Raw genomic sequence first — 12,590 nt, forward strand, 5'->3', positions numbered from 1 at the left:
ATTAAAGCATGGTAGCTCTCAGTTTGTGGGCGCTAAAGGTGGCTCGATAATATCCACACGCCGACACCGATGAGCGTAACACCACCAAAGATTTCCGCTCTGTGTCCCAACACGGAACCCACAACCCTCCCTACCATCACGCCCAGTGTCACCATAAACGTTGTCGCCAAACCAATCAGACCAGCGGCAATCCAGATGTTTACGTCTATAAACGCCAGGCCCACGCCTACTGCCATGGCATCAATGCTGGTGCCAATTGCGGTCAGAGAAAGCTTCAGGAAGGACTGTCTGGAAGGTTTCTCCATATCTTCCGCACCGGGTTTCAGGCCTTCGTAAATCATGTGTGCCCCGAGAATTACCAATAGGGAGAAGGCTATCCAGTGGTCCCAGGCCTCTACGTACGACGATGCCGACTTACCGATTAACCAACCTATCAGAGGGGTTATTGCTTCAATTGATCCGAAGATTAGCCCGATTCTCAGCGCGTCGGGAAGGCGGGGGTTTTTGAGGCTTGCGCCCTTGCCGATCGCAGCTGCAAAGGCATCTGTAGACATGGCAAAGGCAAGCAGAATGAGGGCAATTGGGTTCAAGTAGATATCTCCGGTCGGGCATGTTGAGTCCACGATATATCCACACGCCCGACCTCAGGCATGAATATATCGATGGTCTCGCCAACCGAGAGGTGTCCGTACCATGGCATGTGGCCAGGTATGTTGATACGAACTCTTCCGACTACCGGAAGCAGGCTACTCCCCAAAGAAACGCTAGCTTAGCAGTCATTCTCAGGAGCCACAAACCAAGATTAGGCTTTGTTTCTGCTTACTTAGGGTCAGACTCCACAGTATATCGCTGTGGCTCCACGGTTATATGCATCAAGGTGTGGCAGCGAGCCTGAATTCGTTGTCTGTAAAAATCAGGCGACTCCGGTTCGTACGAAACAACAGAAACAATAGCTGCATAGATGTTGGGGCCGATGCTCCAAAGGTGAAGATCGCTAATTCGTGTATCGTCGTCCTCAATAGCGGTTTTGACACTTTCTTCCAGATCGCTGCGCTGCTGGTCGAGCAACACGCTGGAAGTCTCCTTGAGCAGAAGCCATGACCAGCGGGTGATCAATGCAGCGCCCACGAGCCCCATGAACGGATCCAACCAGTTCCAGCCTGCATATTTACCTGCTAACAGAGCCACAATCGCCAACACTGAGGTCAAGGCATCGGCGAGAACGTGAAAATAGGCGGCCCGGCGATTATGATCGTGGTGCCCGTGATGATGGTGATCATGACTGTGTCCATGGTCGTGATCCCCTCCACCGAGTAACCAGGCCGAGACGCCATTGACCACCAGACCAATCACCGCGACAAAGATTGCTGCATCAAAGGATATGATGACCGGATTAATAATGCGTCCAATGCTTTCAATCGCAATATAGAGCGCGAAACCGGCTAACAGGACGGCTCCAGTAAACCCGCCCAGCGCATTCACCTTGCCTGTACCAAACGAGAACTGCCTATTGCCTGCGTTTTTGCGTGCGTAGGCATACGCGAATGCAGCAATGCCCAATGCGACCGCATGGGACCCCATATGTAGCCCATCGGCCAACAAAGCCATCGAGCCATAGATAATACCGGCCAGAATCTCCCAAACCATCATTGTTACAGTTAGACCGACGACGATGAGAGTGCGAGTTTCTCCGGAGCGCTTTTGGTCTTGACCGAAAACGTGATCGTGTTGCCACTGATCGAGATTATGACGGTGCATTTTAAGCGTTCCTGGGTTGGAGAGAATAAAACCCTCTGAGGTATCAGAGGGTAGCCAGATTGATATTTATAGTCTGAGTCGTAGCCCGCCACCCGATCGGGCCTATCTAAAGTCGATAGGCCCGATCCTGGCAGTTATTATTCAGGCGACTTCCATCACATCGCTCTCTTCATTTCGCCATAGTCACCCTCGGTGCGAAGCACCAGCGTGACGTCGTTGTCGTTCCGGTTACGGAAAAACCAGCCGTGATTTCCAGTGAACGCAGCTTCCAGTTCGCCTTCATCTTCCGGCACACCACGACCTTTTTCATAGGAGATGGACTGCCCACCGCCATCACCGTGGGTGTCGAAGTTGACGGGGCCGCCTTCAGTTTCCCAGGAGAAACGCGCTACGGCCCCTTCCTGCATAGTGAGCTTGAACTCTGTGCCTTCACCAGGCGTAAGGGTGACGCGCACCTCGTCTTGCCATTCGGGTTCGGCGGCGGGTGCCTGGACAGGCTCCTCCGCTTTTGGCTCGGCTGCAAGTTCAGGTGGTGTGGCTGCCTGGGGTGCTGTTTCAGCAGGCTGTGCTGCGCTCTCCTCGCTGGAGGATTGCACAGACACCATCTGGGCGGCTTCGTCGGCGGCTGCTTCTTCCACGAGTTGTACCTTGATTTCACCCATTGCCGTCAAACCAAGCAGGCGGCCAGCGCCTGTAGGATCCAGGGCGTATTCGGAGGGCATCACCACGGTTACGAGCAGCACCAGTGCTACGATGGCTGCGATGATGGTGGAGCGAACCAACTGCGCGGAGCTGGGTAATTCGTTACGTGTGGGCATATCGGTGTTGTACATAAAAAAGTCTCCAGAATTAAGCAATGAAATAGCCGGTTAGCTGAAAGCCAATGAGCAGGAAGCCGGCACTCATCATGGCGATATTGGCGGTATAAGCATGGCGGAAAAAGCCATCGGTTTTACGCCAGTAGCTCATGACGATAAGGATCATCGCCAAGGCCAGAAGCTGGCCGATTTCCACACCCACGTTGAACGCGAGCAGGTTCGGTATCAGTCCATCCGGGGAGATGTCGTACTCAATGATCTTCGTGGACAGACCAAAACCGTGAAAGAAGCCGAAGATCAGCGTGGCAGCCTTGGTGTTGGGCTGGAAGCCGAACCAGCGCTGATAGGCGCCCACGTTATCCAGTGCCTTGTAAACCACCGACAGCCCAATGATGGCGTCGATGATGTAGCTGTTGATGCCGACGTTAAAGTAGACACCCAGCAGCATGGTGGTGGAATGCCCCAGCGCAAACAGGCTTACGTAGATTGCGATGTGCTGCATGCGATAAAGGAAGAAGATGACCCCCAGAAGAAACAGCAGGTGGTCATAACCGGTGACCATATGCTTGGCCCCAAGGTAGATAAACGCAATGAGGTTTACCCCAGTTATTTCCTGGATGTAGCCCTTGTCTCCCTGGGCAATGGCATGAGCCAGCACATCGGCGCTCATTCCGAGCAAACCGAGTGTCAGGAATATCCAGATCAGACGGCGACCGCCGGCGGCTGTGTGCGCACGCCAATGGCCGTCAAGCAAAGTTGACAACATAACGACTCCAATTGTTTTCGTTTAAAAAGCTGCGGTGCAGCAAGGCTTAAACAATCAGAGAGTCTTTTGGAGGGCGGTCGAGCCGGTAACGAAAGCTGCGGGGAGAATCTCCGGCGCACGGAATAGGCTGCCGGAGTGAGATCGAACAATCTGAGATGGAGCGGATCGCCGGATGATCCACGGATTCGTGGCTGTGATTTCCAGCGTCGTGGTGCTGATGAATGTCGGACTTCTCGTCTAAATCATTGTGGCTGTGCGAATAATCATTTTGATTCTCCGACACAAAGCCACTCAGCTCTGCGACACCATGAGATGACGCCCCACCGATTACTGAGAACGTCATGCCAGCCAGAGCAAGCAGCAGGGCAAGAAACGGAGTCAGTTTTTTATGATAGGTGGCCATAATCATAAGTGCGGGCTTGTTAATCTGGCTGTTGGATTAATTCGGTGATAGAGAATATCATCCCCCTAGGGGGGATAGGAATTAAAAATGGGAAATGATCACAAGCACCACTCACATCCGCAGATCATCAAACGCCTGAAGCGGGCTCAAGGTCACTTGGGCAGCGTGATAGAGATGATGGATGCTGGGCGATCCTGCCTGGAACTGGCGCAACAGCTTCATGCTGTGGAAAAGGCCATTCAACAGGCAAAGCGGGTGTTGGTCCAAGATCACATCGAACACTGTCTTGACGATGCGATTGGTCCACTAGAGCCCGATCAAAAAAAGCGTATTGATGAGTTCAAAGCCATTGCCCATTACCTTTGAATGTTGCTGAGCCATGCTTGATATTCTGAAACACAGAACGTACCGGCACCTGTTCTTCGCTCAGGTAGTTGCTCTGCTGGGAACCGGCTTAGCAACCGTTGCGCTCAGCCTCCTGGCGTTTGATTTGGCGGGCGACGAAGCCGGTCAGATATTGGGCACTGCGATGGCGATCAAGATGACCGCCTATGTGCTGATCGCACCACTAGCCTCGGCGTTCGCGGAGAGCGTTTCCCGCCGGATGCTGTTGGTGTCACTTGATGTCGTGCGCGCCTTAATTGCACTAGCGTTGCCTTTCGTTACCGAAATCTGGGAGGTGTATGTGCTAATCGCCGTACTCCAATCCGCCTCAGCTGCGTTCACACCCACGTTTCAGTCCGCCATTCCGGATACCCTTCCGGATGAGGACGATTACACTCGGGCCCTCTCCCTTTCTCGCCTCGCATACGATATGGAAAACCTGGTCAGCCCAGCGCTGGCTGCGGTGATACTGCTCGCCACAAGTTGGCAGGGACTGTTTTCAGGAACGGTCATTGGTTTCATTGCGTCGGCGCTGCTGGTGGTTTCTGTGGCGTTGCCGTCGACTGCTAAAACAGAGAAGCCCCGTGGGATCTATGAACGTGCCGGGCGCGGTTTCAAGATCTTTTTAGCAACGCCTCGGTTGCTGGGATTGATGGCATTGAACCTTGTTGTCAGCTTGGCCGGTTCAATGGTGATTGTGAACACAGTGGTGTTGGTCCAGGGCCAGTTTGGCTTGACCGACCGGCACACGGCGATGGCTTTTGCGGCTTTTGGCGGAGGATCGATGCTGGCCGCATTCGCCTTACCGGCTTTGCTGAAACGGTGGCAAGATCGTCGTGTCATGCTAACGGGGGCGGGCATCCTCATTTCCGGGCTGGTCCTTGCAATACCTGTAGACAGGCTAGGCTGGCTGCTGCCGGTATGGGCATGGCTTGGTGTTGGTTTTTCTACTGCACAAACCCCTGTTGGCAGGCTACTCACACGATCATCCCATGGAGAAGATCGACCCGCGCTCTTTGCCGTACAGTTCTCTTTGTCCCATGCAGGCTGGCTGGTTGCGTACCCGTTGGCCGGTTGGGTCGGATCGGTCGCTGGAATGCAGATTACTCTGGTTATGCTGGCCAGCCTTGCGTTGATTGCACTGATCCCAGCTATCAGGCTTTGGCCTTCTGTTGATTCAACAGAGCTTCTTCATTCACATGATGATCTGCCCGATAACCACCCGCACACCGCAACGTCTGGCCGTGAGCATGTCCACCCTTACATTATCGACAGTCTGCACTCGAAATGGCCGGACTAACGCTGTTTACACCACCATCAACCCTTACCAGTGATATAGTCGACTTCCAGTTATGAGGTAATAGCCTATCAATGGCGCTGCTCTTTTGCGTCGGCAGTCTTGTCAGCACACCCTTCAGATAAGCATACGGCTCGTGTCCACTCAGCTTGGCAGGCTGGATCAGAGTCATCACCGCAGCCGTACGTTGGCCACTTTTAAGTGAGCCAGCGAACAGCCAGTTATTACGGTTATGCAAGTGTTTCCACAACAAGAAGAAGTGGCTTTTCTGTCGGGAATCTTGAGCTCAAAGCACAGTTGCGAGCCCGGCATCAGTTGGTAATGCCCGGCGAGGACTTTGATACGGCTAGAAACACCCGTTGGCGGAGGGGCTTTTGGTAAGGGGCGACTCGTTGAGTGCTGCTTCTGATTTATTGATGGGCAGAAAGGCGTATCCCTTCTGTCCATCGTTTGAGGTTAACACCAGAATATTTATACAAGCGTTAGTTTCGGTGGTTGAGGTTTATTTCGCAGCTGGACGTCTATTTGGCCGAGTAGCTGTGAATCCAGTCCTGTTACTTCCCCCAGGAACGACCTTTTTACTTTGAGCATTTGTGCCAGCTCATCTATCCCAATTGAATGATTTTCAGATAGAGCCTGTATTGCAGTGGCTAGCAGTTCAGGCGGCTCCTTGTCGATTAAATAATCGTCTTTTTCCCCGCTGCCCTCACCATATTTGCGGAGTGTAATTACACCGGTTTTGTATTGCTGCTCGGTTAAGAGATCCAACTGCCGTGCTCTGTAAAGAATGGCCGCTTTGCTCACCTTCCAGGTTTGCTTGAATTCGCGGATACCAATCCAATTAAGTCGATTTCCTCTGGGGCGTGGGAACAATTTGGCCATCATGGTTCGCGGCAATAGGAAAGCACTGGCAAAACGGTTGGCTTGGCTTTCCGTAGTCCTGTCACCTGTAACAACGCCCTCATGCATCACTAAATGACCCAGCTCATGCGCAATATCAAAGCGCTGCCTGCAGGTATCAGTCTTAGCGGTGTTTCGCACTATAAACGGTCTCTCGACCGCCACAGATAGGGCGTCAATGTGCTTTGATACTCCCGCAAACGTGGTGACAACGGCGCCGACGTTCTCGGCAAGCCGTGTCATGTTATCGATTGGCCCTAAGCCAAGGTCCCAATGTTTGCGACATGACTCGGCAATTGCCTCGATATCGTTCACGCTGGTCACATGGTCGTAGCAGGGGATGTTCATCGCTGGGAGCTTTAAGTAGTCTTCCAGCACATGAATGAGCTTGTTGACCATTTCGCCCCTTGCTACCGCTATTTGCCTGACACTGCTCTTGGTAGTCATCAAACTACGGAAATGAAACTGATCCTCATGCAGCTGCAACTTTCGGTTTGAAAAAAAACCAACCTCAACATTGAGTGCTTCAGCGAGCTCAGCTGAAAGCTCTGGTGTGGGATTACTTTGCCCCGTTTCCAGTTTGTGTAGGTATTGGCGAGACTTTTCGACCTTTTCCGCCACCTCTTCAAGCGAAAGCCCGCAAAAAATGCGGGCTAACCTCAGGGCGGCTCCTTCGAACTCTGTGGTCATGCTAGCTTACTCACGTTGTCCAGCCTGAGACTGATCAGGGAGTGATCTTTGTGTGTGTATCGACAGCATCTTTGCCGCCCCTTAAATGTACGGCCGCTGGCGGGAGCTGTTTCGATTTTGGCACTGCATCGCCCACCGCATAGGGGCTACTGACGCCAGGCTTGTGTTCCCAGAGCGACACCTTGTCCTGCAGTTCATTAAAGCCTGCGAAGTACACCCTATCCTCATCCTCTTCCGTCATTGCGCGCTCAATGATAAAACGCCACATTACTGGAGTAACCATGTCTATAGGGAAGAGGTCATCGGTCCTGTTCTGTTTGAAGAATCCTCGCTTTCTGGGATTGTCCGGGTCGTCTCTGAAAAATCTGAAAGGTACTTTTTTCCCGATGCAAAGCGTGACATCCATGCCAGCATGGCTAACGCTCAGCCAGTCACGCTCCTTACACAAGCCCATGAGGCGATTACGACATCGACCGAACACTGCAGATTCCTTGGTGTAAGCGTCATCCCACTCCGAACTTAATGCGCTCAAAGTTTCATGCCTGAGGTCCAGCAATTCGTTTGCAATATCAGTCAATCGATCATTGGTGAGCTCGGGATAAAACGTCGATGGGAGGGGGAGTGTCATAATCGTCTACCTGGCAGATTCTGTTATTTGTCAACCATTGGCATGTTCGGGCAAATTCTCCATTTTGTCAACCAGTAGTCCCGCCTAAAATTGATTGGGTGATTTTATGGATTGCTATGTAGGGGAAGAACGAGAATTTGCGCTTAACTACCATGAGAGAAACTCAAAGCCTCGCCTACCGCTATGGGATTCAGATAAGTCTTCGGCAATCCTGGCGACAGAATACTCTCGCTCATAACGAAGATCGTCAGCTTGGGATATGCGCGAGGGCAGGAATAAGTTCCGTTGAGTTCCATACACGGCCACTGTCTTCACGCCTCTTAGCTGCTCAACGATGTACAAAAAGGTCTGATTGTCAGCGCTGGGACAGCAAGTTTCGATGATCCTTGAGATCTTGCTCTGCAAAGAATTCCGATCCCGTATCGTTGCCGTGGGTATTACGCAGGACTGTACGTCCGCCCAGTTATCGGGATCTGCAGGCTGAACCCAGTCCCGTTTGATTCGCTGAATTAGTTGTCCTTGGGTCTGCAAATTAATCAGGTTTCGCGATACGCCCATGAAAAATGTGAATACGGGTGTCACTCTGGGCCTCCCGTTTTTTGTTTGATTTACGTCCAGCTGCAGAAGCCGCAGCGTGGTTCTAACATTGTTTCTCCAGAATCCTTGTGCACCGGCGATAGATAATTGCTCTAGCAGCGTTTCTAGCTGTTTTCGGAGATCTAAAGGAGCGCAGGGTACGCCCGCCAGTGTAATGGCCATCCAGTTTGGAAAAAGTCGTGGGTCACTTTTCGACGTATGCGTGAATTCGCTGTTAATCGCCGATCGTAGTGCCGATGCCCAATTTTGACCTCGCATTCGTTGGCAGTCAGGGCAAAACCGGTGATGACAGGCCAGCAAGTGTGGATTGGTTACGACACGCTCAAACGGGTACGTTTTCACGTTTTGCCCGCACTCGTGAATCATCCTTGCTTGGTAGTTTGTTGCTTCATTTCCTTGAAAGTACGCAGCGACTTCCGCAGTCGTTGGCGGTTGGTTTGGTTTGTTTTTCATAAGGGTTGCTCTTTAAGGCGAAACGGGTAGGCGAGGATGGGTGGAGAGTGGAGCCTACTCAGCTGCTGGGGGTTCTGCTCGTGCCGAAGTTGTGACTGCCTGAGCCAAATAGCTTGCTGGCGAGCTTGGCGAAGTAGCTTAGGCGGCGGAAAAGGTCATCGTATTGCTCACCCCTCCTGATCCTGTAGATGGCATTACTAGGGATGCTCACAGCTCCGTCAGGCAGATATTCGTCGATTCCTAGCGCACTTGCCCAGGCGCTGCTGATCATGCCGTAGAGGCTTCCTGAGTAGGGGTTGAATTCGCCCAATCCACGGAAAGTCTGTTTGTTGAAGAAGAGAACGCAGTGGTAGTGCGGCTTGCCATTCTTTCCAAATTCTCTGGTCCAAATGAAGTGAAGTTTAGTCGGATGAAATCGCTTCCCATCTCTTAATGTCCGTGCCTCTCTTGCTTTTATTTTGGCCTTCAACGAGGAGGTAAACTTGCTGAACACAGGCCGCAAATCTGGCTGAGCCATCCAGTTGAACTGGAAAGGAAGTCTGAGTTCGACTCTGACGGCCATTATGCTGGAGTGGTCTTGAAGTGCTCCCTGAATCGTTTCATCAATGCGTTGAAGATAATTGTAAATGAATGGCCCCTGCTGCCAGATAAGAGGCATTCCGCTGTAGAAGTAGCCATTGTAAATCCAGAGGTTTGGATCTGAAGAGTGTCTGTAGAGGTAAGGTGTGTCAGTCACGATTGTTTCCTTGTTAGTCAATTATCAGACACAGTGATCCCTAGGTAACCTGCTTGATGGATAGGTTTCCTATAGGTATCTGATCTAGTTATTCAATTGGTTGTGATATGGTGATGAGATAGATGGCGTGATGCCGGTAAGTAAATACTATTTAAAGCCTACACCAGGTTAGCCGGTGCGCCTTGAATGTTGGTTTCGGTTTGATCGGGCGAGCTTGAGGATTTCAGAGCGTCGATACTCTGCATCAATATCAAGGCTGTTTGGATAGGCGCGGGTTATTCCCGAGGGAGTCAATCAAGCAACGGAATTACGGTTCATCGGGTGGTTTTGGATATCGCGGTTTTCAATTTTTTCTGTAATCCACTCGTGTATCTCGGCGTCAACCCAGCCGACACTCCTACCGCCCAGGGGGATGGGTTTGGGGAAAGTGCCTGCACTGATGTACTTATATATCGTCGAGCGGGCTAGGCCGGTCATGCCAGTTACCTCTTTGAGCCTGAGAATCTTCATGTTTGGTCTCCTATGTTGTTTGTGTCCAGATCATAGGAGGGACCGTGTAAGGAATGATCTATGGCGAGCTATCATCGTCCCTGATTGCCTTTCTCGATGCAGGAGTGTGTTGATCGTCGAGTAGGCGGCGAGGCGAAAGGATAGAGGTCACGTTCTGAGTGTGATTCGCTCAAGCCTGATTTTCGAACGTTTGCCGATGCCAGAGGGTAATATCCGATAGGTTGTCATTGGTGTGTTCAGAGTACTCGCCCTTTTTGGCAACTTGCCCACCCGGATGCACAGCGATGCAAGCTGATGGGATAGTTCCTCCAGGTCGGCGCAGAGGCTGTAGAACATGCGGCTGTATTCGCCACTCTTTTTTACTGCGGTAGGGCGCCCTCCGGTCAATTCTTGAACAAAGCTCTCACTGGCGTGGTCTTGGGCATTCCTCCATTCTGATTCTGAAAGGATTGAACTTGGATCGCTCAGCAGTTTTGCCGCATAGCGCTCGATGACGCACTGGGTATACAGTTTTGCGGCAGGGCGCCAAAGAAGGTCGGGCGCATTCTGTTCCCATGAGCCAGGGCTGATCCGTGTCTTCTTTATGCTGGTAGGTGTTGCGGCATGCTGTGCTGCAGATGCGAGGCGATCACGTGACCCAGGGTGACCGAGTTTCATTGCAAGTTGATCCATTTCCGTCGATGTACAGCCTTTCCCTTGAATAGGAATTGGTTCCGCTTGAATGCCTGTCGCTCTTAGGGTGGGGTGGTTGAGGTTCAGGTAATAGATAGAGTTGGGTTTTCCAAGAACGGCTCCCTCGACCAGGCCTGGAACGATCTCGGTGATGAGCCCAAGCTCTTGAAGCTGAGAGAGTCTTCTCTGCATCTGTGGCCTAGGGATTCCGGTGTATTCGCTTAGTTTCGATTGGCTCGTCTTTGAAACTACCCCTGAATGATCCGCTTTGGCCAGAAGTATAAGCAGTAGCATGAACAGGCTGTTGTTCAGGCCAGCCTGTGCAGCACGATTCGGATATTTCAGCCTGTTACTGATTAGATTGAAGCTCTGTTTGACGAGCCGGGCTCGAAAGAAGTCCTGATTGTTTATATTGCCTCTCCAACTTCCTGCGACTGCCCTTCTCAATTTTCTTGGCCGGCCCAGCCAGCCTTGTTCCGTGATTTCTTCAATAAGCCCTTCGTTCCTTAATTTATGCAGAGCCCTGAACGATGCCTCCTTGGTAAATCTGAGGCGTTTTCCGAGCTGGACGCCGTTTTCTCTTACCAATGCAAAACTCCCAGCACTGGTAGTGCTTTCTGAGATGAATAACATAAGGATGAGAAAAAGTTTTTCATCTGCCTTAAGATTCGGGATGATTGAGTTTAGGCATTGGAGCGAGGAGTGCATAAGCAGTTAAATTACCATCTAAAAACCGGAATAAACTAACCTTATCAAATTTGAGTACCTATGAAAATATAGAATTAATTAGTAAGCGAAACGTGTAAATTACGTTTAAATGACGTGTAACGTAATATTTAATAACGTTTCACGCTGGTTTAAAACAAATTTTTACACGGTTTTGACTGTCATTTTTGAACATTTTGTGTACGTTTAGGGCATGTCATTTAAAACTAATGCAGTATGCAATTGATTAGCTTGACATCTATAGTTGTGTGTATATGTACTTACTTTTCGGGTGTTAGTGTGGCAATAGGAGAGCGAGCATGAGTGGTCAGAGACCGTGGTCGAACAAACTGGGAGGGCTTCCGGTCACGGCTGTAATTGGCGACCAGTCGCTTGCAGATCCAGTCAAAGTATCTCAGTGGCTGGAAGGCGCGGACGAGTTTCAATGCCAGTGGGCAGTGCGATATCTGTGGCGCCAGGTTTCAAAAGACTCCCTAGAGCTTTACCTGGGTGATTGGAGTCATGGTCAATTAGGAGGTTTGGTCGAATGGATGCTTTGCGGTGAAGGACTAATGTTCGGAGGGTCGTGCTTTCCCTTGCCACTTTTTGGAATTCGTCGACACGGGGCGGACCACTTTGCCAAGGCAAGAAATGCCTGGAACCAGCGCGTAAATCGACAAAGAAAGGCCGAGCAGGCCGCTAATACAATAACCGTGGATGCCGACACTAAACGCAAGATTCAGAAGTTAGCGGCTGAGCACAACTTGAAAGGCGATGAGTTCCTTTCGCTCCTGATAGACCTTGTTGCGGAGCGGCGTGGAGCAGTTGAGGGTATTTTAAAGCAGCGCAGGGAAGTAAAAAGAGCCGCACTTGCCTCGGATTTTGGTTGGTTGTCACCGCCAGCCAGTGGAGCTGACTCATCTCTTTGACCGGAACGGGTTTAGGTTCGGCAGGTTGGCATAGAGCGTTGCGGAAGACTTTGGCCTGTAGGAGCTTACTTCTTGGGCTTAATGGTATCGAGGTAATCCGCCGAAGTCTGCATCATTTGTCGGCGATCCTCAATGAAGTCGGTTCTGTTGTAAGCCCGCCCATGCATATCGGCGACGCGATGGCCTAGCTGCATTTCAATCGGATAAGTCGGCTGTAATGGCGAGTGTTGATGGCGGCCTAGGCCGGTCTTCAGGCGGGCTGTTACACCAGCAGCGTTCTGCTGAGTGGGGAGTATATTGGGTAGTAGGAGAGATGCTTTTTGTTATTGTTGGTCGCAAGATAT

General features: G+C 51.3%; 13 protein-coding genes, 1 pseudogene and 1 riboswitch. Of the genes and pseudogenes, 3 read left to right on the top strand and 11 right to left on the bottom strand.

Translation table 11 applies throughout. The features are described 5' to 3' along the window. Positions 1–32: 32 nt before the first annotated feature. The 5 genes from mntP to FFI90_RS14730 all read right to left on the bottom strand — a co-directional run bounded on the left by mntP (position 33) and on the right by FFI90_RS14730 (position 3,751). On the bottom strand, positions 33–590 hold the full coding sequence (mntP, locus tag FFI90_RS14710; RefSeq protein ID WP_144778832.1) for a manganese efflux pump MntP: 558 nt from the start codon (positions 588–590) through the stop codon (positions 33–35). A gap of 6 nt (positions 591–596) precedes the next feature. After that, positions 597–767: riboswitch (yybP-ykoY riboswitch) on the bottom strand. Positions 768–819: 52 nt separating this feature from the next. Further along, entirely contained in the window at positions 820–1,758 is a 939-nt protein-coding gene (gene dmeF / locus FFI90_RS14715; RefSeq protein WP_144778834.1) for a CDF family Co(II)/Ni(II) efflux transporter DmeF, read from the bottom strand. A 155-nt stretch (positions 1,759–1,913) separates the two neighbouring features. Then, positions 1,914–2,591: a hypothetical protein gene (locus FFI90_RS14720; protein ID WP_144778836.1), complete on the bottom strand. Its 678-nt coding sequence runs from the start codon at positions 2,589–2,591 to the stop codon at positions 1,914–1,916. A gap of 16 nt (positions 2,592–2,607) precedes the next feature. Beyond that, a complete protein-coding gene (locus FFI90_RS14725) occupies positions 2,608–3,342 on the bottom strand; it encodes a HupE/UreJ family protein (protein ID WP_144778838.1) in 735 nt (244 codons plus the stop codon). A gap of 46 nt (positions 3,343–3,388) precedes the next feature. Next, positions 3,389–3,751 (bottom strand): hypothetical protein, encoded by a 363-nt coding sequence (locus tag FFI90_RS14730; protein ID WP_144778840.1) that lies wholly within the window; start codon positions 3,749–3,751, stop codon positions 3,389–3,391. An 81-nt stretch (positions 3,752–3,832) separates the two neighbouring features. Between FFI90_RS14730 and FFI90_RS14735 the strand changes: the two genes are divergently transcribed. After that, on the top strand, positions 3,833–4,111 hold the full coding sequence (locus FFI90_RS14735) for a metal-sensing transcriptional repressor (protein ID WP_144778842.1): 279 nt from the start codon (positions 3,833–3,835) through the stop codon (positions 4,109–4,111). A 13-nt stretch (positions 4,112–4,124) separates the two neighbouring features. Next, on the top strand, positions 4,125–5,429 hold the full coding sequence (locus FFI90_RS14740; RefSeq protein WP_144778844.1) for an MFS transporter: 1,305 nt from the start codon (positions 4,125–4,127) through the stop codon (positions 5,427–5,429). Here the strand turns inward: FFI90_RS14740 and FFI90_RS14745 are convergent. The 6 genes and pseudogenes from FFI90_RS14745 to FFI90_RS14770 form a co-directional block, all read right to left on the bottom strand. Continuing rightward, positions 5,395–5,655, bottom strand: a pseudogene (locus tag FFI90_RS14745) (transposase domain-containing protein); the annotation flags it as partial. The gene FFI90_RS14740 and the pseudogene FFI90_RS14745 sit on opposite strands and share 35 nt — an antisense overlap. 242 nt (positions 5,656–5,897) lie before the next feature. Beyond that, entirely contained in the window at positions 5,898–7,016 is a 1,119-nt protein-coding gene (locus FFI90_RS14750) for a helix-turn-helix domain-containing protein (RefSeq protein ID WP_144778846.1), read from the bottom strand. Between the two features lie 34 nt (positions 7,017–7,050). Beyond that, complete coding sequence (locus tag FFI90_RS14755; protein WP_144778848.1) at positions 7,051–7,644, bottom strand: hypothetical protein; 594 nt, start codon at positions 7,642–7,644, stop codon at positions 7,051–7,053. A 1,108-nt stretch (positions 7,645–8,752) separates the two neighbouring features. Continuing rightward, positions 8,753–9,430, bottom strand: a complete 678-nt coding sequence (locus FFI90_RS14760) for an inovirus Gp2 family protein (RefSeq protein ID WP_144778850.1) — start codon at positions 9,428–9,430, stop codon at positions 8,753–8,755. Between the two features lie 294 nt (positions 9,431–9,724). Further along, positions 9,725–9,940, bottom strand: coding sequence for an AlpA family transcriptional regulator (locus tag FFI90_RS14765; RefSeq protein WP_144778852.1), 216 nt, complete (start codon positions 9,938–9,940; stop codon positions 9,725–9,727). A gap of 147 nt (positions 9,941–10,087) precedes the next feature. Then, positions 10,088–11,200: a helix-turn-helix domain-containing protein gene (locus FFI90_RS14770; RefSeq protein WP_144778854.1), complete on the bottom strand. Its 1,113-nt coding sequence runs from the start codon at positions 11,198–11,200 to the stop codon at positions 10,088–10,090. 437 nt (positions 11,201–11,637) lie between these two features. Here FFI90_RS14770 and FFI90_RS14775 point away from each other — a divergent pair, with 437 nt between their 5' ends. Further along, positions 11,638–12,246, top strand: coding sequence for a hypothetical protein (locus FFI90_RS14775; protein ID WP_144778856.1), 609 nt, complete (start codon positions 11,638–11,640; stop codon positions 12,244–12,246). Positions 12,247–12,590 lie beyond the last annotated feature (344 nt).

Origin of the sequence: Marinobacter maritimus, assembly GCF_007671675.1 — a bacterium.
Classification (GTDB): Bacteria; Pseudomonadota; Gammaproteobacteria; order Pseudomonadales; family Oleiphilaceae; genus Marinobacter; species Marinobacter maritimus.

Coding starts and splice junctions, on each gene's coding strand:
- FFI90_RS14740 (WP_144778844.1), top strand. CDS start 4,125: ATGCTTGATATTCTGAAACACAGAACGTACCGGCACCTGTTCTTCGCT.
- FFI90_RS14730 (WP_144778840.1), bottom strand. CDS start 3,751: ATGATTATGGCCACCTATCATAAAAAACTGACTCCGTTTCTTGCCCTG.
- FFI90_RS14765 (WP_144778852.1), bottom strand. CDS start 9,940: ATGAAGATTCTCAGGCTCAAAGAGGTAACTGGCATGACCGGCCTAGCC.
- FFI90_RS14720 (WP_144778836.1), bottom strand. CDS start 2,591: ATGTACAACACCGATATGCCCACACGTAACGAATTACCCAGCTCCGCG.
- dmeF (WP_144778834.1), bottom strand. CDS start 1,758: ATGCACCGTCATAATCTCGATCAGTGGCAACACGATCACGTTTTCGGT.
- FFI90_RS14725 (WP_144778838.1), bottom strand. CDS start 3,342: ATGTTGTCAACTTTGCTTGACGGCCATTGGCGTGCGCACACAGCCGCC.
- FFI90_RS14735 (WP_144778842.1), top strand. CDS start 3,833: ATGGGAAATGATCACAAGCACCACTCACATCCGCAGATCATCAAACGC.
- FFI90_RS14775 (WP_144778856.1), top strand. CDS start 11,638: ATGAGTGGTCAGAGACCGTGGTCGAACAAACTGGGAGGGCTTCCGGTC.
- FFI90_RS14755 (WP_144778848.1), bottom strand. CDS start 7,644: ATGACACTCCCCCTCCCATCGACGTTTTATCCCGAGCTCACCAATGAT.
- FFI90_RS14750 (WP_144778846.1), bottom strand. CDS start 7,016: ATGACCACAGAGTTCGAAGGAGCCGCCCTGAGGTTAGCCCGCATTTTT.